This window comes from Acinetobacter sp. BMW17, assembly GCF_001592855.1.
GTDB lineage: Bacteria > Pseudomonadota > Gammaproteobacteria > Pseudomonadales > Moraxellaceae > Acinetobacter > Acinetobacter johnsonii.
Map to the genome: position 1 here is coordinate 47,434 of NZ_LSOD01000007.1, position 25,231 is coordinate 72,664.

The window sequence follows — 25,231 nt, forward strand, 5'->3', positions numbered from 1 at the left end:
ATGTTAAACAGTGCATTTGAGCCGTGGCCAAGTTTCACGCAAGTAGAGGCAGATGCGGTTTCAAAAGTCCTTTTATCCAATAAAGTGAATTATTGGACCGGTCAAGAATGCCGTGAATTTGAAAAGGAATTTGCACAGTTTGCAGCAACTAAGCATGCAGTTGCCGTGGCCAATGGTACAGTCGCACTCGATTTAGCACTCAAAGCTTTAGGTATTGGTGCAGGCGATGATGTGATTGTTACCTCACGTACTTTTTTAGCTTCGGCAAGCTCGATTGTGACGGCAGGCGCCAATCCTATTTTTGCCGATGTGGAGCTGGCTTCCCAGAATATTTCTCGACGTACCATTGAAGCAGTGATTACGCAGAATACCAAAGCGATTATTTGTGTACATTTGGCAGGTTGGATGTGTGATATGGATCCGATCATGCAGTTGGCTGAGGAAAAAGGCATCTTCGTGATTGAAGATTGTGCTCAAGCGCATGGTGCAATGTACAAAGGCAAATCAGCAGGTTCCATCGGTCATATAGGCGCATGGTCTTTCTGCCAAGACAAAATTATGACCACGGGCGGTGAAGGCGGCATGGTCACGACCAATGACGAAAATCTTTGGAAAAAAATGTGGTCGTATAAAGATCACGGCAAAAACTTTGATAGCGTGTATAACAAGCAACATCCGCCGGGATTCCGCTGGCTGCATGACTCATTTGGCACCAACTGGCGCATGATGGAAATGCAGGCGGTGATTGGCCGTTTACAGCTCAAACAAATGCCTGAATGGACTGCAAAACGTAATGCCAATATGGCGCGCATCCAAGCCGCTTTTGAAAATAGCCCCTATTTTACTGTAGTTAAACCCTCTAGCGACTATGTACATGCAGCCTATAAATGCTATGTGCAAGTGAATACTTCAGCCTTGCCTGAAGATTGGTCGCGTGATCGAATCATGGCAGAAATCAATGCATTGAATGTGCCTTGTTTTAGCGGCTCGTGTTCAGAAGTGTATTTAGAAAAAGCATTTGATGGTACGCCTTGGCGTCCTGCACATTCTTTGCCGCAAGCTAAACAGCTCGGTGCAACAAGCTTAATGTTTTTGGTACACCCAACATTGTCTGAGCGCAGCTTGCAGAAAACCGTGGATGTGATCCAAGCGGTGATCGCAAAAATCTAAACCTGAAAAGAGCGCATAATATTCGCTCTCATCCGCTTTATTGACCCAATTTGAGCATCTTGTGAAAGACATTATCCGTTCTATAGCATCATTACCGCGTCGCCAAAAACAAATCGTTTTGGTGCTGATGGATATTTGTGTTTTACCGCTGATGATGTGGCTGGCTTATGCCATACGTTTGGCACGTCCCAATGTTCAGGTCATGCAAGGACTGGATGCTTGGTATATTTATGTCGGTATTTGTGGCATTGCTATTTTTGCTTTGCTCGGTATTTATCGTGCAATTGTGCGTTCATTTAATGAAGACTATTTAATGCGGATTTTAATCGGAACATTTATTCAAATCGTGGCCTTGTACACGATTAAAAAATTGAATGTTGCATTTATTCCGATGAGTATTCCACTAATGTATGGCTTTATGCTGTTTTCATACATGTGGTGGAGCCGTGCAGTCATTCGCTACGCTACTCTTAAAACTTTTGCCAAAAAGCAAAGCCGTAAACGTGTGGCAATTTATGGCGCAGGGCTGGCAGGTCAGCAAATTGCAGCGGCCTTAAACCGTTCAGATGACTATTTACCTGTGTGTTTTATTGACGATAAGCGCTCCTTACAAGGTCAGTCACTGAGTGGTTTAAAAATTTACGCCCCACATCGTGCAGCTGCCAAGTTGGGTAAATTTGGCATTGAAGAAGTATTACTTGCCATGCCTTCTGTGGGACGTGCGTGTAAAAAAGAGATTATTGAGTCTTTTGATACGGCAGATGTCAAAATTATGGAACTGCCAGGGGTAACCCAACTGGTCGATGGTAAGGTTAAAGTTTCAGATATCCGTGAAGTCGATATTATTGACCTATTGGGGCGTGATCCTGTACCACCAAAGCCTGAACTCTTAGAAAAAAATATTAAAAATAAAGTGGTCATGGTGACAGGGGCAGGCGGTTCGATTGGTTCTGAGTTATGCCGTCAGATCGTGAAGCATCAGCCGAAAATGCTCGTATTGTTTGAAATGTCTGAATTTGCTTTGTATTCAATTGATCGTGAATTGCAGGCTTCTGATATACAAATTATTCCAGTGCTAGGTTCTGTCACCAATCAGCAAAAATTAGAACGTATTATTCAAGAGTACAAAGTGCAGACGGTTTATCACGCCGCAGCTTATAAACATGTACCACTTGTTGAAGCAAATCCATTTGAAGGTATTTATAATACGTCTATTGGTACACAGCGTAGTGTCGATGCAGCGGTGAATCAAAATGTTGAAACTTTTGTTTTAATTTCAACCGATAAAGCGGTACGTCCAACCAATGTTATGGGTGCGTCCAAACGTATGGCAGAATTGTATTGTCAGGGCCTAGCGTCGACGAATCCAAAAACGCAAATTAGTATTGTGCGCTTTGGCAATGTACTTGGTTCGTCAGGTTCTGTCGTTCCTTTGTTTAAAAAGCAGATTGCTCAAGGCGGGCCTGTTACAGTAACGCACCCAGAAGTAACGCGTTATTTTATGACGATTCCTGAGGCAGCTCAGCTTGTGATTCAGGCAGGTGCGATGGGGACTGGCGGCGATGTGTTTTTATTGGATATGGGTGAGCCAGTTAAAATAGTAGACTTAGCTAGACAAATGATTCGTTTGAGTGGTTTTCGAGTTATGGATGAAAATGGTATAGGTGATATTGAGATACAATTTACAGGTTTACGCCCAGGTGAAAAGCTTTATGAAGAATTACTTATTGATCAGAATGGTGCTGAGCATACAGATCATCAACGTGTCTTTAAGTGTTTTGAGCAATACCAAACATTGAATGAAATAAGCGATGTTTTCTTTAAAATCATTGCAAGTTCTGAATCTAATGATATTAATGGGGCATTATCTATACTTGAAAAATACGTTGATGGTTATAGACGAGCTATCTAATGTATAAAAAATAATATAGACGTCATATAACGAGGTCAGTAAAAAAACAAGACATTACATGCATCAGCGCTTATAATCTTGCCTGTTTTCTAATGTGCTTAATCTACTTTTTTAATTTCCTAAGCATGACGCCTAAGAGAATCGAGAGTTTAAATTATTATGGGAATTTTTTCTCGAAAAATTGTATCTAATTCATTATGGATGATGCTTGAAAAATTCATTGGAATTTTTGGTGTGATTTTTGTCATGTCCTATGTGGCTAAATATATAGGACCTGAAAATTTCGGAAAAATAGCTTTATCTACTACATTATTCACATTCGTTCAAACACTTACTTGGTTTGGTAATCAAGAAATTTTATTCAAAAGAGTGAGTAAAAACACACGATCAGGTCTGCAATATTTAGCAAATACACAGAATATTCGACAAGTCCTATTCTTGATTTTTTCTTTGCCTATATTGGTGTCTTTATATCTATTTAGTGATTCATTGACGTTGCTATTTGCAATAGCTACGGCATTTTCCAGCTACTTTGTCACACAAGATATCTACACCATATTTAATAATGCAACGTTGCATTCCTACATCAATGCAACATCCAATATTATTGGTTTAGCAATTGCTCTTTTAATTCGCTATATTATTATTGAAATGCATTTGGATTATGCCTATTTAGCATTGCCTATTGTTTTAGTGACACTTATACCGTTTTGTCTTAAAAAATTTATTTTTAATTCTAAGAATCAGGCAAAAAAAGTAATAAGTGTTAGTTATAGGAAATATTATTTGTGGGCAGGGAGTGCACTTGTCATTTCCTCACTTTCTGTAAGTTTTTATACACAGATTACCAGCTTAATGCTGGCGGGTTTAACCTCAACACGTGAGCTAGGTATTTATGCTTCAGCAATTACCATTGGTTCCGCTTGGACTTTTATTAATGTTGCTGTTATTACTTCAGTTTTAAGTAAAATTTATAAAGAAAAAAACCATTTCGAAAGCTATAAAATGGTTGCTAAGCTGAATCTATTGATTATTTTTATTTCTTTATGCGTTATTACTGTCTTGGCTTTATTGGGTAAATGGATCATTACAACCTTGTATGGGGCTGCATATAGTGAAGCCTACCATCTGTTACTTATACTGGCTGCTGCGACAATGTGTGCTGGATTGGGTACAGTGGCAGCACGTTTAATGATTAAAGAAGAAAATTACGCATATATCTCTAAAAAAATGTTGGTTGTTGCTGTAAGTTCATTGCCTATTTCTTACCTCATGATCCATTTTTTTGGCTTGATTGGGGCAGCTTACAGCGTACTTTTAATTGAATTTTTGTCTTTAACTGTTTTTAATTATTTTTATAAAAATGGATTAATTTTTAAAATTCATTTTTTCCCACTATTTAAACACTCACTCAAATGATGCTATAGGGTTACAAAGGATGATAAATATCACCGTAGTCGGTACAGGTTATGTCGGTCTCTCAAATGCAGCACTTTTTGCACCACAGCATAATGTGACTTCATTAGATATCAATGCTCAGCGTGTCAAGCTGATTAATCAACGTATTTCTCCAATTGCTGATGAATATATTGAAAAAACCTTGCGACAAACAGATTTAAATTTGCATGCTACGCTTGATCAAGTAGAAGCATATACAAATGCAGATTATATTATTATTGCAACACCCACCAACTACGATGCGGAAACCAATTACTTTGATACGTCTTCAATTGAAAGTGTGATTGCAGATGTTTTAAAAGTAAATACAACTGCCCCGATTATTATTAAATCAACCATTCCTGTAGGTTACACCGCACAGGTGAAAGCTAAATTTGCCACCGAGCAAGTGATGTTTAGCCCAGAGTTTTTACGTGAAGGTAAAGCCTTATACGACAATTTATACCCATCGCGTATTATTGTTGGAGAAAAGTCAGCACGCGCAGAAGCAATTGCACAGCTTTATTTAAACGCGACGGTTGAAGGTAATGCCCAAACTTTATGTATGCATTCTACAGAGGCTGAAGCAGTTAAACTGTTTTCAAATACATATTTAGCAATGCGCGTAGCATACTTTAATGAATTAGATACCTACTGTGCTAAACATGAGTTAGATAGTTTTGATATTGTACGTGGTGTCGGTTTAGACCCTCGTATTGGTCAACATTATAATAATCCTTCATTTGGCTATGGTGGTTACTGTTTACCTAAAGATACCAAGCAATTATTGGCCAATTATAAGGAAGTACCGCAAAATTTAATTCAAGCCATTATTCATTCTAATAAAACACGTAAGCAATTCATTGTTAAGGAAATATTAAAGAAACGTCCAAACGTTGTGGGTATTTACCGTCTAACCATGAAAGCAGGTTCAGACAACTTCCGAGATTCTGCAATTCAAGATATTATGCATGAGTTAAAAGAATATAATATTGAAGTTGTTATTTATGAACCAACACTGAATACAGATGCATTTGAAGGTTATGAGCTAAGAAATACTTTAAATGATTTCTTAAATGTCAGTGATGTGATTTTAGCAAACCGTATGCATGCTGAATTAGAAGACGTTAAAGCGAAAGTATATACACGTGATTTGTTTGGTGATAACTAAGTTGTAAAAAAATGAAAATCTCTAAGCACGCTTTAATTCACCTTTTTACAGTATGGTTATATATATTGTGTATCATCTCGACATATTTATGTGGAGTATATCAAAATTATAGCTATTTAGGTTTTCAATTAAATGAAAATATAAATTTTTCTGTGGTTTTATTTATAAGCGTGTTTGTGAGCTTATTATCTATATTTCTTCCAGTTAGAATAGAAAAACCTAGTCAATTGCTATTATTATTTAGTTATTATTTTATTTATATACCGAATACGTTAATGTCTTACATAGGTCATAATAAGGGGAATGAATATTGGTTTTATGTATTTTTATATTTTACTATTTGCATTTCACTTGTGTTTTTTATTTCAAAATTGGAAATTAATAAGAAGATTCTTGTTAATGTTAATATTAAAAACATAGAAATTAAAATACTTATTTTTTTAGTAATGCTTTTAATTCCTGTAGTTTATTTTTATAAGCCAGATTTTAGCAATATACTAAGATTAACATCTCTGGTTGATCTTTATGATTGGCGTGATGATTATAGGGAAAAAACCAAGAATATTCCAACTTTGGTTGAGTATATGTTTAATTGGTCTTCTAAGATTTTTATTCCACTTATATTGCTATTTGGTTTATTCAAAAAAAATATTGCTATTATATTTTTAGCATTATTTTTAAACTTAAGTTTATTTGTTGTATCTGGTCATAAAAGCATATTTTTTGCTTATTTCTTTATTTTGATATTTTACTTTATATTTAGAAAAAGTAATAAGGCTATTTATGTAGTATCTCCATTTATGGGTATGGTATTTGTATCAACTCTAATATTTTTCATATTTAATCAAAGTATTTTGGTTGATGTGTTTTTGCGCAGGATGATTCAGATTCCAGGAATGTTAGCAGGCTTTTATTATGAATATTTTAGTGAGAATGGATTTGCAAAATATAGTTATAATATATTAAAAGGTATTACTCATACAAAATATGAGGATATTCCTCCATATCTTATTGGGCAAAATTATTTTAGAAATGACGGTGTTAATGCAAATGCTGGATATTTAACTTCCGCCTATGCTGAGTTTGGTTATGTAGGTGGAATATTTATTACTCTTATTGTTTGTGGTTTATATAAGGTTATAGATAATATTATTGATTCAGCAAAAAATAATAAAACCTTTCTTTTGTTAATATTTTTATTACCTACTTGGGCTTTAATAAATAGTGCTTTTATTACTGTTATGATTACACATGGCTTACTTCTAAGTATAATATTTATGATTTTTCTAAAAGATAAGGTGGTTAAATAATGAGATATAATGGACTGGATCTTCTGAGATGTATATTAATGCTACTTGGTCCGTTAATCCATGTAATAGCTGTTATTGATCCATTTGGTAACTGGAGATACTTTAGTGAATTAAATAATAATAATTTTATACATTCAGTCTTTTATCCAATTACCTTCTTTAGGATGGAAGTTTTTTTTGTGATATCTGGATTTTTTTCATTATTAATTTTGGAAAAAAGAGATGATGCTTATTTTCTAAATAGTAGAATGAAAAGGGTGGTTTTGCCTTTTTTTAGTTCATTGTTTTTAGTTACGCCTATATGTTATTTGTTGAATTTCTATATATATAATATTTTTGACTTAAATATTACTAATACAGTTATGCATTTATGGTTTTTATTGACATTGTATATTGTTAGTATTCTTCTTATTTTTTTTAAAGATCATATTTATTTAATATTTAAACAGAAATTTATATTTTTAATTTTTACTCTGTTTACACTTCTTTTGTTTAATGAGGTGTTAAATCTTGTGGTGAAAAAAAATTTAGACAATGAATTATATCGATATTATTTTTACTTATTTTACAATACCATATATTACTCCGTATTCTTTTTATTTGGTTTGTATTTTTATCATTTTAGAGATAAGTTTTTTGGATGTTTAAAATTTAAACATTTTTTATTATTTTATATTTTTGTTTTTTTATTTGCATATTTTAATTATTATTTCTCTGAAATATTTTTATTTAAATCTGTATATAAAGTTATTTGTCTTATTTTTAGTTTTATTGCTTCAATATATATATTTAATTTATTTAAAGATATGAATATTAATTCTAATGGGTTTTTAGTTTATTTTGTTGACAAAGCTATTTTAATATATATCTTTCATTTCCCAGTAACTATATTTATTTGCTATCTTCTTGATATTTACATAGATAATGATCTTATCTATTTTTCAATTAGTTTGATATCTGTAATGGTTATTTCTATTATGTTGTCACATCTTATTTCTAAATCTAAAGTTCTAAATTTTTTATTTGGTGTGAAAAAGTGAGTGAAATTGATATGCGGAAAATTTTACATATTTGTAATAATTATATTGGAACAAAAGTTCACTCACGATTGTGTGAAAATATTTTAAAGTCTAATCCTGATATTGTACAAGATGTATTTATTCCAGTACGTAAACGTAGTCATTTTAAAGTTAATTCATTAAATATTAAAAATATCAATGAAGATTATCTATTGTCTAATATCAGTTTATTTAAGTTCTTACCTTTGCTGAAAGTTCTTATTAATTTTGTTTTTTTTATATCAAAAAAATATAAATCTGACATAGTGATTGCTCATACCGTTTGGTCTGATGGATTAATTGCGTATATCAACTATCTTATTAATAAGACACCTTATACTGTGTCTGTAAGAGATACTGATTTTAATGTTTTTTTTCCAAAATTATTACATTACCATTGGCTAATAAGAAGAATTTTAGAAAATTCTACAGCTGTTATTTTTATTAATAAAGCGTATCTTGAACGTTCAAGTAATAAATTTCCTAAGATATTTTCTGATTTAGACAACTTGGTTACTATTCCTAATGGTATAGATGAATTTTGGTTGAAAAATTTATACTCTACCTGTAATAAAAAAAGAAAATATGATTTTATTTTTGTTGGAAATTCAGAACCAAGAAAGAATTTAAAACGTGTATATCAAGCGTTAGAGTTAATTTCTAAAAATAAAGTTATTAAATTCTGTATAGTAGGCTTAGATGAGCTTACCGTAAAAAAAATTATAGATATTTCAACTATACCTGATTGGATATTCATTGTTGGGAAAAAAGATAAAGAAGGTTTAATGAGTCTTTATAGAGACTCAAAAATCCTTTTTGTACCTTCTTATAGGGAGACTTTTGGACTCGTTTATATTGAAGCATTATCTCAAGGTTGTGGAGTAATCCATGCTCAAAATGAAGGTATTGATAAAATGTTTAATAATCAGTTAATTTTTTCTGTGGATCCTTATTCTATTGAGTATATGTCTAAAATAGCCTTAAATATTTTAACTATTTACGAAACAGTTTTCGATGATGTTGATATAACTGAATATGACTGGAAAGTAATATCAAAAAAATATACAAATTTTTTCGAGAAATAAAATGAATACAATGGTTTCTATTATCACTCCTTCCTTTAACTCAGTAAATTATATTTGCCATACCATTGAATCGATTCTTAATCAGAGCTATAGAAACTGGGAACTACTGATTATAGATGATTGTTCTACAGATAATTCTAGAGAAGTTATTGAGTCTTATGTCAATCAAGACGCTCGTATTAAGCTTATTTGTTTAGAGCAAAACTCGGGTGCTGCAGTTGCGCGTAACACCGGTATAGAAAATGCAACAGGTCGATTTATTGCTTTTTTAGATAGTGATGACACTTGGCATCCTAAAAAACTAGAGCAACAAGTTGGTTTTATGTTAAATCATAATTATACATTTACTTATACTAAGTATCATCAAGTGAATGAAAATGGAGAAAAAATTGGCGAACTCCATTTCCCATTAAAAACCAGTTATCGCGAACTTTTAAAAACGTGCGTGATTGGTTGTTTGACTACAATGTATGATAGTCATAAACTAGGTAAAGTTTATTTTCCTCTTATCCGTAAACGCCAAGACTATGCCTTATGGTTAAAAATATTAAAGCAAGTCGATTATGCATATTGTGTACCAGAGGATTTAGCCAGTTATACTGTGCGCTCTGATTCAATTTCTGCAAATAAATGGAAAGTAGCTCAATATAATTGGAAACTGTATAGAGATATTGAAAAACTAAATATATTGAGCAGTGCTTATTATTTTTTAAATTATGCGCTAAGAGGTATACTTCGTAGCAAGTTTAAAAAATTATCAAAATTTCTTAAACTATAAGATATACGACTTATATCGCTTGTATTTAAGTTAATTACTTAATTGATAGGGTAAAAAATGAAACGAAGCCTAGACATTATTATTGCGTTATTCGCGTTAATACTCTTGTCGCCGATATTCCTTTTAGTTTGCCATAAAGTGAAAAAGTATTTAGGTTCTCCTATTTTTTTCTATCAAGAACGTCCGGGGAAAGACGGAAAAATTTTTAGAATGATTAAGTTCCGTTCTATGAAAGATGCCTTCGATCAAGAGGGCAATCCATTGCCGGATGAAGAACGTATTACACCTTTTGGACAAAAGCTACGTTCAACCAGTTTGGATGAAATGCCACAGCTTATCAATGTCCTAAAAGGAGATATGAGTATTGTTGGACCGCGTCCACAGATGAAAGAATTTTTACAACACTATACCCCTGAACAAATGCGCAGACATGAAGTGCGACCAGGGATGACGGGTCTTGCTCAGGTCAGTGGTCGTAATAATCTATCTTGGGAAGAAAAGTTTGCACTTGATGTAAAATATGTAGATAACCATAATATTTGGCAAGACTTTAAAATTATGTTGAAAACTTTTTTAGTGATGTTTAATAAAGAAGGGATCAATGCACCAAATCAAGCTGTAGGTGCAACACGTTTTTCTAGTCAAAATACCAGTAAGAATTAAATTTTCCTTTTTTCAATAGTTTAGTTGTAATTCAATGATCAAAAAAGCCATCCTTCCTGTTGCCGGTCTAGGGACTCGTTTCCTACCTGCAAGCAAATCTATTCCTAAAGAAATGGTTACAGTGGTTGACCGTCCTGCCATTGAATATGTGGTTCGAGAAGCAGTTGCCGCAGGGATTGAGCAAATCATATTAGTCACACATTCATCTAAAGCTTCGATTGAAAACTACTTTGATCGTAACTTTGAGCTGGAAACCACTTTAGAACATAAAAAGAAATTTGATTTACTCAAAGAAATTACCGAAATTTTACCGCCACATGTGAGTGTAATCAGTGTGCGTCAACCACAGCCACTTGGTTTAGGTCATGCTGTACTGTGTGCTAAAGCTGTAGTAGGTGATGATGATTTTGCTGTGCTATTACCAGATGTTCTTGTAAAAGATTCATCAAAAATCAATGATTTGAGTTTAATGATTCAACGTTTTGATGAAACTCATGCAGCACAAATTATGGTGGAAGCTGTACCAGATCACATGGTAGATCAATACGGTATTGTGGATGTTGCATCTATACCTGCCGAAGGGCATAGCATTCGAATGCAAGGTATCGTGGAAAAACCTGCCGTCGGCACTGCGCCATCAAATTTATCGGTAGTGGGTCGCTATATTTTACCTGCCCAAATTATGCAATTACTTGAGAACACGCCGAAAGGGGCAGGTAATGAGATTCAGCTGACTGATGCAATTGCAGCTTTGCAAGCGACGGATACGGTGGAAGCTTATCGCATGAAAGGGCAAACCTTTGATTGCGGCAGTAAATTGGGCTATCTCAAAGCGGTTTTACATTATGGCGTAGACCATCCAAAATTAGGTGAAGAATTTAAAGCACTGATCAAAGAACTAAAACTATAAAAAGAGATTGATATGAAGGTTGCAGTATTTGGACAAACACTCTTTTCAGGTGTATTTGCTGCTTTGCTAGCAGAATGCGGTCATCACGTTTTTTGGTATGAACCACTGAAAACGTATGAAAGCGAACAAATGTATATCCAAGATGAAGCTTTAAAAAATCTACTCAATAAACAACCAAGTAGTTTTTTAAAATACTGCGATTTTAATGATATTCCATTAGATGCAGATGCCTATTTCTTCAGTTTTAATCCAGCTGAAGAAACTCAAGCGATTGAGATATTAAAACAATTAAAGTCTCGTCCCATTATTCACCCTAAACTGATGATCAATGCGTCTACTTTAGGACTGTATGGGACAGAAAAATTTGTAAAAATTTTGCATGAAGATGAGTGGGTGTATTTACCCGACATGATTCAGGAAGGAAATGCTTTACAAAGTTTTGCCCAAGCCAAGCAGTTGATTGTTGGGTCTGCATCAGATGTTGCTCAAATTAAAATTAAGGAACTCTTACGCCCTTTATTTCCACGTCAGCAGCAATATTTATTTATGCCTATTTTAGATGCTGAATTTACCAAGTTGAGTATTTCCGGCATGTTGGCGACACGAATTAGTTATATCAATGACTTGGCAGTGGTTGCTGAGAAATTAGGCATTGATATTGAATCAGTTCGTCAGGGGATGGCTGCAGATAACCGTATTGGAGGATCTTATCTCTATCCGGGGGCAGGTTTTGGTGGAGAAAACTTTTCACATGATATTCAGACCTTAACGCATACGGTGTCAGGTGTGGGGGCAAATAGCCAACTCCTTGCACAAGTTTGGGAAATTAATGAGCAACAAAAAGAAGTTTTATTCCGTAAATTATGGAATTATTATCATGGTGATTTAAAAGGGAAAACTGTTGCGATATGGGGCGCTGCATTTAAAGAAAAAACGTCCAGTACGCGACAATCTCCTATTCATGCCATGTTGGCAGCACTATGGGCTCAAGGTGTAAAAGTTAAATTACACGATCCTCAAGCCTTGGATGAAATGAAAAAAATATATGGTGAGCGACCTGATCTTATATATTGCACAGAGCAATATGAGGCAGTGCAAGATGCACATGCTTTGTGCTTACTGACGGCATGGAAACAATATTGGAGTCCTAGTTATACCGAATTGCTTAAAACCATGCAGCACCCACTTATTTTGGATGGGCGCAATATTTATGATCCAGCGTATGTGAAATCTCAAGGTTTTGCATATATGGGGGTAGGACGCTAATGGCTATTAAAACTCAACCCTATACGGTCGAACATGTAGATTCAGTTGTAGGCGGACTTCATGGTTTAAAAGCTGAATTTGAAAATAGGCATTTAACAGAACTCTTTGCTGAAGATCCTCAGCGATTCAAAAAATTCTCTGTGACTTTAGAGCCGGTGGTTTTTGATTTTAGTAAACATAGAGTCAATCAGCCCGTTGTCAAAAATCTAGTCCAGTGGGCACAGACACAAGATTTAACGTCGTGGATAAAGCGTTTATTTTCTACTGAAGAAATTAACTATACCGAACAGCGTGCAGCCATGCATTGGGCGCTGCGGTTACCTAAAGATGATCAGTCTCATCCTGAATTAGCAAAACAAGTGCATACACAACTTGAGCGTATGTATGCTTTGGTAGAAAAAATTCATGCTGGCCAGTGCCGCGGCGCAACGGGTGAAGTCATTCAAGATGTGGTCAATATTGGTGTCGGAGGGTCAGATTTAGGACCACTGATGGTGAGTCATGCCTTATCTGATTTCAAAAAATCCACATATAAGCCACTCAATGTACATTTTGTTTCGACTATTGATGGTAGTCAGCTTTCAGATTTATTGCATCAACTTCGCCCCGAAACCACGCTGTTTATTATTTCTTCAAAATCGTTCGGGACCATTGATACCTTATCTAATGCGCAAACAGTTCGTTTATGGCTTGAAAAAGCACTTGGACAAGAATCACAAATTTTAAAGCATCATTTTATTGGCGTATCTACCAAAGCAGATAAAATGACAGAATGGGGTATTGCAGCCGAAAACCAATTTTTACTCTGGGATTGGGTAGGCGGTCGCTATTCACTTTGGTCATGTATTGGTTTACCGATTGCACTGACGATCGGAGTTGATGGCTTTAAACAACTGTTAGCTGGCGCATATGCAGTAGACCAGCATTTTCAGACGGCACCTTTCGAAAAAAATATTCCTGTATTAATGGGCTTATTGGGTGCGTGGAATAATAATTTCCTTGATATTCAGACTCATGCAGTACTGCCCTATGATGGGCGTTTGAAATATTTCGCCTCTTATTTGCAGCAGTTGGAAATGGAATCCAATGGTAAATCGATTCAGCGTAATGGTCAAAAAGTGGATTGGGATACTTGCCCGATTATATGGGGGGAAGTGGGACCAAATGCGCAGCATGCTTTCTACCAATTGCTACATCAAGGCAGTCAAGCAGTGAGTTGTGATTTCATTGCGCCCGTGCAGCGCTATCAGGCCCAACAATTTACCTATGTCGATAATGCAGAGGCGCTGGTGGAACAGCATCATTTGGCCTTATCCAATTGTTTGGCTCAATCGCGCTTACTGGCATTTGGTAATCAAGCTTTAAATCAATATGAAGTACAAGATTTGCCAGAATATAAACAATATGAAGGTAATCAACCAAGTTCAACCATTTTATTGCAAGAGCTAAATCCATATAGTTTGGGCATGTTGATCGCAATGTATGAACATAAAGTTTTTGTACAGTCGGTGCTTTGGAACATTAATCCGTTTGATCAATGGGGGGTAGAAAAAGGTAAGGAAATTGCCAATCAGCTACTTCCAATATTAAATGGTGATCGAACGGATATTTCGGAGTTAGATGGTTCAACGCAAGGCTTACTACACATATTATTAGGAAAAACAAATGGCTAAAATTTTAGTAACAGGTGGTGCTGGTTATATTGGTTCACATACTTGTATTCAACTTTTGAGCGCAGGGCATGAGGTTGTTGTACTGGATAATTTGTCCAACAGTTCTGTCGAATCTTTAGCACGTGTTCAAGCGTTGGCAGCTAAAAAATTAGATTTTGTTGAAGGTAATATTCTCGATCAGCAAATTTTAGATCAAATTTTTCAGCATCATTCTATTGATGCTGTGATTCACTTTGCAGGCTTAAAAGCTGTGGGTGAAAGCCAAAAAGAGCCACTAAAATATTTTGAAAATAATATCTCGGGTTCTATTAGCTTAGTTAAAGCGATGGAGCGTGCTCAAGTCTTTAAGTTGGTCTTTAGTTCATCGGCAACCGTTTATGATGAAGCCAATATTTCACCATTGAATGAAACCATGCCTACAGGTATGCCAAGTAATAACTATGGCTATACCAAACTGATTGTTGAGCAGCTGCTAGAAAAATTATCAGCTGCAGATGAGCGTTGGTCAATCGCTTTGCTGCGTTATTTTAACCCTGTAGGCGCACATCAAAGTGGTCAAATTGGTGAAGACCCACAAGGGATACCCAATAATTTGATGCCTTATGTCACACAGGTGGCAGTCGGCCGTCGTGATAAGTTGTCAATTTTTGGCAATGATTATGACACGGTAGATGGTACAGGTGTGCGTGATTATATTCATGTGGTTGATTTGGCCAATGCACATTTATGCGCATTAAATCATCGTTTAAAAACGCAAGGATGCCGCGCTTGGAATATTGGAACAGGTCAGGGCTCATCTGTTTTGGAAGTGGTGAAGACTTTTGAACGGGTGAATCAGATGCCCGTTGCCTATAACATTGAACCTCGTCGTGCAGGGGATGTTGCAATTTCGTTTGCAGATAATGCTCGCGCAATTGCTGAGTTGGGTTGGCAACCCAAATACAGTTTAGAAGATATGTTGGCAGATAGTTGGAACTGGCAAAAGCAAAATCCGAATGGTTATCGCAAGCAGTAGATATGAAAAAGGAGCTTTCGATTAAGCTCCTTTTTTAATACCAGCAATCCTTAGCCTTGAATCAACTGGGTCAGCTCATCGACATAGTCCTGCATCGGTCTTGGATTTTGATCACGACGGCTTTCAATATTCAGGCGTAATAATGGTTCGGTATTGGATGCACGAACATTAACACGCCAAGCACCAAAATCCAGACTCACACCGTCCGTTTGATCAATGGCCGGATGTTGATCGGCATAGTGATCAAAAATCTTTTGAATGGTCGTTTGGGTATCTGCCACTTTGAAGTTGATTTCACCTGAGCATGGGAATTTTGCAATCATTTCTTCTACTAGGTCAGACAACGGTTTTTGGGTTTCAGACAATACTGACACCGCTAACAGCCATGGAATCATGCCGCTGTCGCAATAAGCAAAGTCACGGAAATAATGGTGTGCACTCATTTCTCCGCCATACACGGCATTATGCTCACGCATTTTTTCTTTAATGAAAGAATGACCGGATTTGGACTGGATCGCTTCACCTTGGTATTGTTCAACAATGTCAAAGGTATTCCAGAGCAGGCGAGGGTCATGCACAATTTTCTCACCTGACTGTTTCAGCAAGAATGCTTGTGCCAATAAACCTACAATATAATAGCCTTCAATAAACTGGCCTTTTTCATCAAACAGGAAGCAGCGGTCAAAGTCGCCATCCCAGGCAATGCCCATATCCGCACTATACTGAATGACAGCATTACGGGTGCTATCACGATTTTCAACCAGAATTGGATTCGGGATCCCATTTGGGAAGTTACCATCGGCCTCATTGTGAATTTTGACAAATTCAACCGGGATCTGTAGCTGTTGAAACTTGTGTTCAAGCGCATCCACCACATGACCTGCGGCCCCATTACCAGCATTCATCACCAGTTTCATTGGGCGGATTTTTGCCGGATCGATATAGGTCATCAGGTGATCGATAAATTCTGGCAGGATATTATATTTTTCCGTATGACCTTTTTGGCTAACTTCAATGAACTGACCCGATTCTGCCAAGGCCTGAATGTCTTTCAGACCGGTATCTGCACTGATCGGGCGGGAATTTTCACGCACCAGTTTCATGCCATTATAATCCATCGGATTATGGCTGGCAGTAACTTCAATACCACCTTGCACATCCAGATGGAAGGCGCCAAAATAGACTTCTTCCGTGCCGGTCATACCTAAGTCGAGTACATTGACACCGGCATCATTTAAGCCGCGGATCGTGGCCTGCTTTAAGGCTTCACTGCTGAGGCGGATGTCACAGCCAATCACCACGGTTTTCGGTTGGTAGATCTGTCCGTAAGCACGACCAATTTTATAGGCAATCTCTTCATTCAGTTCAGTGCCGAGTTTGCCACGAATATCATAGGCTTTGAAACAGGTCAGTTTATTCATATGATCTCTCGGAATTCCTCAAATAAGGTAAATTTTAAGTTATTGAAATAGTATAAAGATAATGTGGCAAGATTAAAAAACAAAAACCCCCATAAAAAAATTACAGAGGCTTTTGGGTTTAAAATCAGGCTGGCTATAACCCTATCACTAAAGGCAGTTTAGAAACTGTGTAGGGTGATCCCCACTGAGGCTAAACCATAACGTTTGTCTAAACGTGAAGCGGTAACACCATTATAGAGGAAGGGAATATCACCAACAAAATTGCGCTGGAACACCTGACCTTCGATAAACCCGGTTACGTGCGGGCTAAAGTCATAGCTGAATTTGGCACCCAAAGTATGATTATCCTTGATCGGGGAGTTGCCAAAATTACTCACACGATCATCGATATCGTTACGCCACAAGCGCTGGTATTGATAAGCCAGCTGGCTTTCGAACTGACGATAGCGCCAGTTCCATGAACCCCCGAGATTGGCATAATAGGCATCGTAACTTAGGTCTTTCTCGATATCAAAACCAAATTCATTGGCATTGCCCTGTTTATACAAATCATTGACCGTAATATTTTCATTGGAACAAGGAGCAGCTAACTGGCCTGAATATTGATTATTACCATTAACTGAAATATCCATTAAACAGCCTGCGAGTGTGGCCTGGATATCAATATTACTGACTTTAACTTTACTATAACCCACACTGGCAAAAGCATTCAGCTGACTCATCGGATCCAGTTTACGCGAGAAGATGGCATCAAGTTGTAGCTGTAAGTCTTCCGGATTATGCACCTGAACTTGATTAAATACTTGCTGATTGACCTGTGTCGGGGTGGATTTCGATAGCGTATCAGCCGTGTTACCCCAGATGCTAGCACGGAAACTGAGAGCATCATTCTTTTTCAATGGGAGTGCTGGGCTATAGCGAACAGCCAATAACGCACTCTCAATTTCATTCGTATCCTGACTGTATTCAATTTCACGGTGCCAGTAAGTTCCTTCAATGGACCATTGAGGATTGAGCTCATATTGGACAGATAGATGAAAACCCTGGTAATCACCCGCTGATTTATCGCTAATGCCTTCACTTTCACGCATATCAAAGATATCAATTCTGTCATTCACAGCATCGATGGCAAGATCGAGATCAAGAGCAGAATTATGAGGTGAATTGAAGTTTTTCGCACTTAGATACAGGTCATTTGGGGCAGCATAGCTTACAGAGGCACTGCCTAAAAATAATCCCAGAATAGTGGATATTTTTTTCATGTTTTTTCCAGATGATAAAAAAGAGCTGCTTCTCAGCAGCTCATTTTTCTTGCTTATTGGGTTACTTTAAATTTAGCAGATACACCTGATCCATCAGTTGTACCTAAAGTGTATTTAGATGCAAGAGCAGGCTTACCATTATTAATAGCGATCACTGGTGAGGCTTTGATAACTGCAGTTACAGTGACAGTATCACCTTTTAAGCTAAAGCTGTTGAGCTGAGTTGCTAAAGATGCTGATAATGAACCTAAGGTGGTTGTATTGAGTGCAATTTTACCGTTATTCAGTACATTTTGCGCAGCATTTACAGTGAAAGTGGTTTTTAGGCTATTGATTGTGGAATCAACCTTAATCACTGTGCCTGCTGGAATGCTAGCTGCAGTTAATGTACCTCCAGTAAAGTTAAGATTTAACTGATTTGCAGAGATCGTTAATGTTTTAGTGCCAGTGCTAATGTGTAATGCCGCAGCAGCAACAATTGGGTTAGCCGTTGTTGCATATGTACCGTTAGAAGTAATACCCACCAAAAGGTTATTTAAACTTTGTACTTGAATCGGGTTGGTGAGTGAACCATTGAGTACTGTAATCGTTTGGTCATCACCTTGTACATTAAAGCCATTTAATTCTAAATAGTCTGCATAGAACTCATTGGCGTTTTGAACAGCTTCAGTTGTTGTAGGTGGAAGAATAACTGTTGGAACGTTAGTTTGAATCTGCGTAATTGCATTCGCAATGTCTTCATTAGATGTTGGAGCACTTGGATTAGCAACTGCTGTACTGATTGCCTTCAATGATTCTTCAACTTGAGTCGGTGCTTGAGTAAGGACAGGTGCCAAGATAGTGACAATTTTTTCTGCAGCAACAGACTCTTTCGCTTCAGTAACTGCAGCTTGAGTTTCATTTTTAATACTTTCGGTACCTGCATTGAAGGTCTCAGCAGGTACATCTAGAATCGCTATTTCTACAGATTGAACATTACTTGAAATAACCTCCGCACTTAAAGCTGCCAAGTTAGTCTGTACATTTGCTAAATTGTTTTGAATATCTAATGACAAATCATCTTTTACGGCTTCTACAGTTGCAGAAATTGCAGCTGTGATTGTAGCTGTGCTAGTCAAGTCTTCGTCTGAATCGGAAAGTGCTTCTTGTAATGCAGTAAATGCTGCTCTATTTAACTCTGCTTGAGTAGTGCTACCGCCTAGAGAAGCAACAACTGCTTGAATCTGTTCGACCATTTGCTGTACTGCAACTGTTTTGGCATAGACTTCCTGATTCTTCATCGGATCAACGGATAATAAATCTACGCCTGATAAATTCAAAGCGGCAGCAATTTGCTGAGTTGCTTCAGCAGGGCTAGCACCTGCATCAATACTTGCCTGAATGAGTGTAGTAATTGGTGAAACTACAATCAGATTTTGTTCATTTGGAGCACGTTGTGGCGCTTTAATTTCGCCAGTAAAGGGTAAATCAGTCGCTGTGTCAATACCGCCAGTTACGGTTAATTCACTTGATGTACAGTCTTGTGGGAAAGTGAAGTTACCCTCGTTATCAGTTTCTACTTGAGCATTATTACAGTCTACAAAAGTAACTGTTGCGCCTGCTAATGGTCCATCAATGGCAAGACCTTTGATCGTCGGTGCAGGTGCAGTAGAGCCACCACTACTGCTTCCTCCACATGCGCTCAAAATTAAAGAAGTTGCAGCTGCAAGCGCTGTAAGTTTAAGTGAATGCTTTAACATATTTTGCCTCGAAAGAAAGTGAGTTTCTAGTTTTGTTACGTTGTAAAAATAGTACGAATTTTAAATGAAAATGTATAATAATCGAATGACTAAAACATTGATTATGCTAAAAGATTATAAATAAAATTGAGTAAAATTAACTCATTTTTGTCTATTCAATATGTAACGATGTATTTAGTTTGTATCATTGATTTTCCCTTTTCTAAAATACGTTGAGCCCAGTCAGTATAATAATTAAATTTTTCCGTCTATTCCTTTTTTGACCGATTATTGGCTGTGGTAAACATCGTAATACCTCTCACTTCAGATAGAAACTTTTTAAGCCAACTGAGAGACTGAGCAAGAATTACTTTATTGAATTGAGTTAATTCTTTTTCTAGTAATAATTCGGCTTGCTCGTCAGCTTTGATCGCCAAGATAGAAATATTCTTTTTTCATCTCCAGGGCTTTGCTGCACAAACCTACTATTGAAGGCTTCTTCAGCAATATAATTCTCTAATGGTAATCCTTACACTTTCTCATTCTTTTTTAATTTCTTAAGTAATTCCTTAATAATTTTATCGAATCGTTCAACCCATCGTTCGAACTCATGACTTGATTCATTAAGTTCATTTAGATTTTTAGGATGATGTAAGGTTTTTGCCAAACCATAGTCTGCAAAATATTTTAAGGTCGGCCATCTGAGTGAACGCTGCATAATTTCTTTCATCATTGCTTTAATTGATCTCTCATCAAACTCATTCATATCATTTAAGCAGAGAACTAGGGTTGAAAGTTTTTTCACATTATCTGTGACATCTATCTCAAAGATTATGAAATTGTAATCGAATAGCTGATTCAACCTATATACCATTAGGGTGCGCTTATTTCCATCCGAAGTTATGTGGAGTTTAGATTTTTGTAATCTGGGAAGTTCATGGATTTTTGAGGTTGCCGTCGTAATATTATTTTGCTCAACGAACTTTTCTATCATGAACCTGAAAGCTTCAAAACGGTCCATAAACAAATCTAAATTATTGCTTTCATCTTCTAATCCCTCAAATTCACCGCGACCAATTGTCCCAATGCTACTTGCTTCATCAGTCCCTATAGCATCATAGTCCTGAATCTCATCTTCCTCTGAAGGTAAGGATGCATTCTTGGATCTTTTTTTATTATAAATTTTACGGGTGAGAACTGGATCGGAAAAGCTGAGCAATACAGGAGAGCTAGGCAAAGTAAGGATTTTACGATCACTATTAGCCTCTTGACTGTCATCAATTTCTGGAGATTCGGGTTCTTTTCGGTTTAAGTAAGTACCTGATTTTCCTGTAGACGATGTATTTTTATTTTGAGTAAATCGCGGACTAGAAAAATCAATCCGCTTTGGTAAGTTCGATTCTAATCCTTTAATCTCTACAATTTCATTGATATAAATTTGATCCAATTTTTTAGAATAATAGGCTTTCACAGTTATTTCTACATTTTCTAAAGAAGGGGGATCGAAATTGAAATACCACCATTCTTTATTTTTGCCTTGTATTTTTTCATTAAAAAAATGAGTAGCAATGCTTTCATAGCTTCTTCTGATTTCAGGATTGATTAAAATCCAAGCGAGTAAGTTGCGCATGCCTGGATGATTATATTGAGATGGGGGGAAATTACTTGAGGGCAGTTCTTTAATCAGCACATGGTTTTCTGAAACTTTTTGAATGTTAAATTCCAGACTTAAAAAGTTCTGTGAAAGTGCATTTCTCGCAAAATAAGCATTATGAAAAAATAATGCTCTAGCCAGTTCTAATTGTGGCAAATGCACAATTGTATTTTTAAATTTTTGATCAAGGTCAGTTAATTTCTGTGTGAATTGGAATTGTTTTGTCGCAATATTATTGCTGACCTGCCATTCTGTGAGATCGTTAATTTTAAATTTTAGTGTTAAATGATTTTCGTCTTTCAATTCAACTGAGGGATTTAAGCATCTCCGTTGCGCGACCAAGTGCATGCTTGAGAATCGAGTATGTTTAAAAACTCTTTGTTCCTCATACTCTAATCCAAGATTAATATTCCAAGCTATCCCTTGTTTATTCTTAAAAATTGCCCCAATAGATGAAATTCTAGCGTTTAACGGAAAACCCCTAATAACCAAGATTAATTCTCCCAATGAATAAGTTTAATAACGTTCGTTAAAAAATTATTTGCTTCAGTTGTTATTCTTTCCTCACTTAAACCCGATTTTCGTAAAATTATCCAGCGTGGCAGTTGTTCATTTACTGAATATGATTGCAGTAATACTCGGGTTAGTCGCCTAATCTGAAAGCAGCTAATATCCTCATTATATTGATCTAAAAACTGTTTGGTTAATGGCAAATTATCTAAATTTTTTTCAATAGTAGCTGGATTCTTAAGTTGCTTGATCCACCAGTTTTTCGATTTTCTAGGTAAATCTAAATTTTCTATAAATTGTTGTTTAATATTGATTAATAGTTTAACGGTTTCAAGATCACGTGTACCCCAATCAATTTTATTTCCTGTAGGTATGTGAGGTTGCTGATAATGACTGTTTGTTTCAAGTAGCCATTCTTTATCATTGCGATAGAGCCATGCATATAGAGCTCTATTTTGTTTTCTTGATGCGATGATGCTGTCCTGATTGATTGCCTCAAGCCATTTTTTTCGTTTTTCTAATATAATTGTATTTTGAGATTCTGTTATATCCGAGGATTGTAATTTTATAGATTGTGGTTTAATGACTGGTTGTAAAGAATTAACAGTTACTAAGACCTCATTAAATGACCACTCTCTACCTGCATTCATAGCTTCAATTACAATTAAATGTTGAAGATAGCTAAAACATTTACGATGTTTTCGGAAAATACTACGTAGCCAACTATTTCCCGAACTGAAATTGTCCAAATGATATTGCTTTAAAAACTGTTTAGACCAGCGGGTCGAAATTTTTTCATAAATGGATTCATATAAAATATGAGAGTTTCCTCGGACACAATTATTTTGATGAGCAAGTTTCTTATAAAAAAGACTCCATTGCTCAAAACTTGCAGATTGTTTTGGATAAAGCTGTAAAAGCTCATCTACTTTTTTACAGATGAATAGATCATCTAATTTGGCTTCTGACTGAGTGACAATCGGGCAGTTTTTAGCATCAGCTGCAATAAATTCATGTTTGTGTGGTGACCTAAACTCTATATTCGTTTGTATAAGTTCACCATGTTTTAGACAGCAAGCGACACCTTGGACTTGCCAAAGTCTGGACCAATAGTATTCTTTATATTGTTTAAGCTGTTCATTTATACATCTTGGGCAATATTGCAAATAGGTGGGAGTTGCTATGTAAGATGCATTAATTCCTAGGGCTAAGTGTACTGAACCATTTGATTTATTCAGCATCCATTGCATGCATTCTTGTCTTCGCTCTTCTGGAACAAATGGGGCATAAAGAGGAAAAAGAGTATGCTGATAAATCAGTTTTTCTGCATTAAATTGTGTTTCAGGTAAAAGCTTTAAAATTTTTGATAAATGTGCGGGCAAATCTATTGTTGCTACAACTTCGCGATCTTGGAAAACCTCATCTAAAAGTTGTTTTGGGCTATTAATTGCTAATCGTATTCCAGCTCTAGCAACTGAACTATAGATTAACTCATTAGCATAAGGAACCGGAAAATTCAGCATATTTATCCTGCCTCTTTTATTAAAGTTCCCATATTGATGACATAATCAGTCTGGTTTTTTAGATGTTCATAAAAGCTTTGTTTATTTTCTTTCTGACTGAACTGAAAACGTAAATCATCATTATCGAGAGATTGCCATAATTTGGGTTGAATTCTCTGTTTTCTGATCTTTTGTGTATCTTGTGGTTTATTTGCACTAGAAGGTGAAGAGAACTCCTCATTTTGCTCATGCAGCCAACTTAAGATAATCGGCATTACTGATTTCATGTCAAATTTAGGATTCTCTCGGAATACTTTTTTAATTAGAGGTGCTAATAAATTTGATTCGTATCCCAGCTCAATCAGTAGGCGATGTAAATGAATAGATTCTTGATGTCCATCATAGATATCAATATCTTCCATTGACTCTTTTTTTTGCTCTAGTTTGGCTTGTAAGAGGAGTAGCTTTTTATCAACTTCAGGAATAATCAGATCGGAAAATTGTGAAATTTGTTCGGCATCACCTGAGCGTAGTGCTTTAATCATTGGGTGAATTGGGATTAAATCTTGTTCATATGTCTGTTTCAGTAATTTGATTGTGATACGTTCCAGCCCTGACTCAATTGCTCTCATTTGGGCTAATACAAATAATTTAACCACAATATCTGGAATGCCTTGGCTGAGGTCATACCAGCAGTCCCTGATTTCTTCACTTATCATAAGATCTGCTTTTTTGAGCCATTGATACTTCCAAAGTGCTTCAGTAAATCCGACCCATTCTGATTTAATTATTTTTTTTGTCTGTGGGTGAATAAAGTTTTCTTCATTTTTAATCTGTTCCCACAGAATTGAGCCTAATCCCACCCCTCGGCGAGCAGATCTCAAATCATCTTCAAAAATAAATCGAGCTTTTGGTGTACCAACCATCACGACTGGTAAGCCAACCACGTTAACCAAAGTGACAAAGAAATTCAGCATTTTATCTGCACCTCCAGATTTGTTCACACTTAGATGCTGAATTTCATCAATAATAAGCAATCCAATTGCATGTAAATTGGCAATCTGGCGCATTAAGTTGAGTAATGTTTCAATACCATGTCTTTTTAATGCATATTTTCTTTCATAATCAGACCCTAGTGCTTGATCGATTGCTCTGAAAAAGTGTAGGCACAAACTTTTTAAAGAGCCATCATGTGGGCAATCAATTTTTAAATAAACAATTTGCGTAAAATTATACTTTTCATGAAAAATGACCGGAGGATAAGTAGCTAGAATTCGATTTAAGGTAGTAGTTTTGCCACTTCCTGAACAGCCAATAAAACACATACTTCGTGCAGTGGACTTAGCTGCTTCAAAGCGAACGGCATTTACATCACCAGTCATCATTCGCTCATAACCATTTTGTAGATGTGAATTAAGAGAGCCATTTGCAAGATTACGCCCTACGTAACCTTCACGAAGCATAATGGAGAGTTTTTGTTCCAATTGAATATGCCGTGCAATCGGTTGAAAAAAATTATTCATCAACTGAGCAATAAGGTGACCTCTAACTACACCTGATTCATGTTTTTCTGATGGGTTAATGGTAATTGTACTTTTTAGTGCATTTTTCACCTCTGAAAATTCACGTACAGGTGGTAATGCTTCTATAAGAGGATTTCCTTGATACTGCCCAAAACTTGGATGATAAACTGCATTAACTTTCATTTTTATTTAC

18 protein-coding genes are annotated in these 25,231 nt (G+C 36.1%); 12 read left to right on the top strand and 6 right to left on the bottom strand.

The window, feature by feature from the left end:
- The 12 genes from AXW61_RS01220 (at position 1) to galE (ending at position 15,448) form a co-directional block, all read left to right on the top strand.
- Positions 1–1,170 carry a DegT/DnrJ/EryC1/StrS aminotransferase family protein gene (locus AXW61_RS01220; protein ID WP_062031584.1) on the top strand — a complete coding sequence of 390 codons (1,170 nt, stop codon included), beginning with the start codon at positions 1–3 and terminating at the stop codon, positions 1,168–1,170.
- 61 nt (positions 1,171–1,231) lie between these two features.
- Positions 1,232–3,082: a nucleoside-diphosphate sugar epimerase/dehydratase gene (locus AXW61_RS01225; protein ID WP_062031587.1), complete on the top strand. Its 1,851-nt coding sequence runs from the start codon at positions 1,232–1,234 to the stop codon at positions 3,080–3,082.
- Positions 3,083–3,241: 159 nt separating this feature from the next.
- Positions 3,242–4,501 (top strand): oligosaccharide flippase family protein, encoded by a 1,260-nt coding sequence (locus AXW61_RS01230; RefSeq protein ID WP_062031590.1) that lies wholly within the window; start codon positions 3,242–3,244, stop codon positions 4,499–4,501.
- Positions 4,502–4,520: 19 nt separating this feature from the next.
- Positions 4,521–5,690 carry a nucleotide sugar dehydrogenase gene (locus AXW61_RS01235; RefSeq protein WP_276203998.1) on the top strand — a complete coding sequence of 390 codons (1,170 nt, stop codon included), beginning with the start codon at positions 4,521–4,523 and terminating at the stop codon, positions 5,688–5,690.
- 176 nt (positions 5,691–5,866) lie between these two features.
- On the top strand, positions 5,867–7,000 hold the full coding sequence (locus AXW61_RS01240) for an O-antigen polymerase (RefSeq protein ID WP_155858657.1): 1,134 nt from the start codon (positions 5,867–5,869) through the stop codon (positions 6,998–7,000).
- A 1,036-nt stretch (positions 7,001–8,036) separates the two neighbouring features.
- Positions 8,037–9,143, top strand: coding sequence for a glycosyltransferase family 4 protein (locus tag AXW61_RS01250; protein WP_062031598.1), 1,107 nt, complete (start codon positions 8,037–8,039; stop codon positions 9,141–9,143).
- A gap of 1 nt (position 9,144) precedes the next feature.
- A complete protein-coding gene (locus tag AXW61_RS01255) occupies positions 9,145–9,921 on the top strand; it encodes a glycosyltransferase family 2 protein (RefSeq protein ID WP_062031600.1) in 777 nt (258 codons plus the stop codon).
- Positions 9,922–9,978: 57 nt separating this feature from the next.
- Entirely contained in the window at positions 9,979–10,584 is a 606-nt protein-coding gene (locus AXW61_RS01260) for a sugar transferase (protein ID WP_062031602.1), read from the top strand.
- A gap of 34 nt (positions 10,585–10,618) precedes the next feature.
- The gene (galU, locus tag AXW61_RS01265; protein ID WP_062031605.1) at positions 10,619–11,494 is read left to right on the top strand and encodes a UTP--glucose-1-phosphate uridylyltransferase GalU; all 876 of its coding nucleotides are present in this window, start codon (positions 10,619–10,621) and stop codon (positions 11,492–11,494) included.
- A 12-nt stretch (positions 11,495–11,506) separates the two neighbouring features.
- Positions 11,507–12,760 (top strand): nucleotide sugar dehydrogenase, encoded by a 1,254-nt coding sequence (locus AXW61_RS01270; protein ID WP_062031607.1) that lies wholly within the window; start codon positions 11,507–11,509, stop codon positions 12,758–12,760.
- A complete protein-coding gene (gene pgi, locus AXW61_RS01275; protein ID WP_062031610.1) occupies positions 12,760–14,433 on the top strand; it encodes a glucose-6-phosphate isomerase in 1,674 nt (557 codons plus the stop codon). Before AXW61_RS01270 ends, pgi begins: the two co-directional genes overlap by 1 nt.
- Positions 14,426–15,448 carry a UDP-glucose 4-epimerase GalE gene (galE, locus tag AXW61_RS01280; RefSeq protein ID WP_062031613.1) on the top strand — a complete coding sequence of 341 codons (1,023 nt, stop codon included), beginning with the start codon at positions 14,426–14,428 and terminating at the stop codon, positions 15,446–15,448. Before pgi ends, galE begins: the two co-directional genes overlap by 8 nt.
- Before the next feature lie 50 nt (positions 15,449–15,498).
- Here galE and AXW61_RS01285 read toward each other — a convergent pair whose 3' ends face one another.
- The 6 genes from AXW61_RS01285 to AXW61_RS01310 all read right to left on the bottom strand — a co-directional run bounded on the left by AXW61_RS01285 (position 15,499) and on the right by AXW61_RS01310 (position 25,221).
- Entirely contained in the window at positions 15,499–16,869 is a 1,371-nt protein-coding gene (locus tag AXW61_RS01285; RefSeq protein ID WP_062031615.1) for a phosphomannomutase/phosphoglucomutase, read from the bottom strand.
- Positions 16,870–17,027: 158 nt separating this feature from the next.
- Positions 17,028–18,131, bottom strand: coding sequence for a hypothetical protein (locus AXW61_RS01290; RefSeq protein ID WP_062031618.1), 1,104 nt, complete (start codon positions 18,129–18,131; stop codon positions 17,028–17,030).
- Between the two features lie 53 nt (positions 18,132–18,184).
- Positions 18,185–19,870 carry a hypothetical protein gene (locus AXW61_RS01295; RefSeq protein ID WP_062031621.1) on the bottom strand — a complete coding sequence of 562 codons (1,686 nt, stop codon included), beginning with the start codon at positions 19,868–19,870 and terminating at the stop codon, positions 18,185–18,187.
- A gap of 508 nt (positions 19,871–20,378) precedes the next feature.
- Positions 20,379–21,995 (bottom strand): Tn7-like element transposition protein TnsE, encoded by a 1,617-nt coding sequence (locus AXW61_RS01300; RefSeq protein ID WP_062031624.1) that lies wholly within the window; start codon positions 21,993–21,995, stop codon positions 20,379–20,381.
- 2 nt (positions 21,996–21,997) lie between these two features.
- Positions 21,998–23,536, bottom strand: coding sequence for a TnsD family Tn7-like transposition protein (locus tag AXW61_RS01305; protein WP_062031626.1), 1,539 nt, complete (start codon positions 23,534–23,536; stop codon positions 21,998–22,000).
- Positions 23,537–23,538: 2 nt separating this feature from the next.
- Complete coding sequence (locus tag AXW61_RS01310; RefSeq protein WP_062031629.1) at positions 23,539–25,221, bottom strand: AAA family ATPase; 1,683 nt, start codon at positions 25,219–25,221, stop codon at positions 23,539–23,541.
- Positions 25,222–25,231: the final 10 nt, after the last annotated feature.

Bases quoted from the DNA above. Each gene is read 5' to 3' on its own strand.
- AXW61_RS01220 (WP_062031584.1), top strand. From the start codon at position 1: ATGTTAAACAGTGCATTTGAGCCGTGGCCAAGTTTCACGCAAGTAGAG.
- AXW61_RS01230 (WP_062031590.1), top strand. From the start codon at position 3,242: ATGGGAATTTTTTCTCGAAAAATTGTATCTAATTCATTATGGATGATG.
- AXW61_RS01235 (WP_276203998.1), top strand. From the start codon at position 4,521: ATGATAAATATCACCGTAGTCGGTACAGGTTATGTCGGTCTCTCAAAT.
- AXW61_RS01255 (WP_062031600.1), top strand. From the start codon at position 9,145: ATGAATACAATGGTTTCTATTATCACTCCTTCCTTTAACTCAGTAAAT.
- AXW61_RS01260 (WP_062031602.1), top strand. From the start codon at position 9,979: ATGAAACGAAGCCTAGACATTATTATTGCGTTATTCGCGTTAATACTC.
- galU (WP_062031605.1), top strand. From the start codon at position 10,619: ATGATCAAAAAAGCCATCCTTCCTGTTGCCGGTCTAGGGACTCGTTTC.
- AXW61_RS01270 (WP_062031607.1), top strand. From the start codon at position 11,507: ATGAAGGTTGCAGTATTTGGACAAACACTCTTTTCAGGTGTATTTGCT.
- pgi (WP_062031610.1), top strand. From the start codon at position 12,760: ATGGCTATTAAAACTCAACCCTATACGGTCGAACATGTAGATTCAGTT.
- galE (WP_062031613.1), top strand. From the start codon at position 14,426: ATGGCTAAAATTTTAGTAACAGGTGGTGCTGGTTATATTGGTTCACAT.
- AXW61_RS01285 (WP_062031615.1), bottom strand. From the start codon at position 16,869: ATGAATAAACTGACCTGTTTCAAAGCCTATGATATTCGTGGCAAACTC.
- AXW61_RS01290 (WP_062031618.1), bottom strand. From the start codon at position 18,131: ATGAAAAAAATATCCACTATTCTGGGATTATTTTTAGGCAGTGCCTCT.
- AXW61_RS01295 (WP_062031621.1), bottom strand. From the start codon at position 19,870: ATGTTAAAGCATTCACTTAAACTTACAGCGCTTGCAGCTGCAACTTCT.
- AXW61_RS01305 (WP_062031626.1), bottom strand. From the start codon at position 23,536: ATGCTGAATTTTCCGGTTCCTTATGCTAATGAGTTAATCTATAGTTCA.
- AXW61_RS01310 (WP_062031629.1), bottom strand. From the start codon at position 25,221: ATGAAAGTTAATGCAGTTTATCATCCAAGTTTTGGGCAGTATCAAGGA.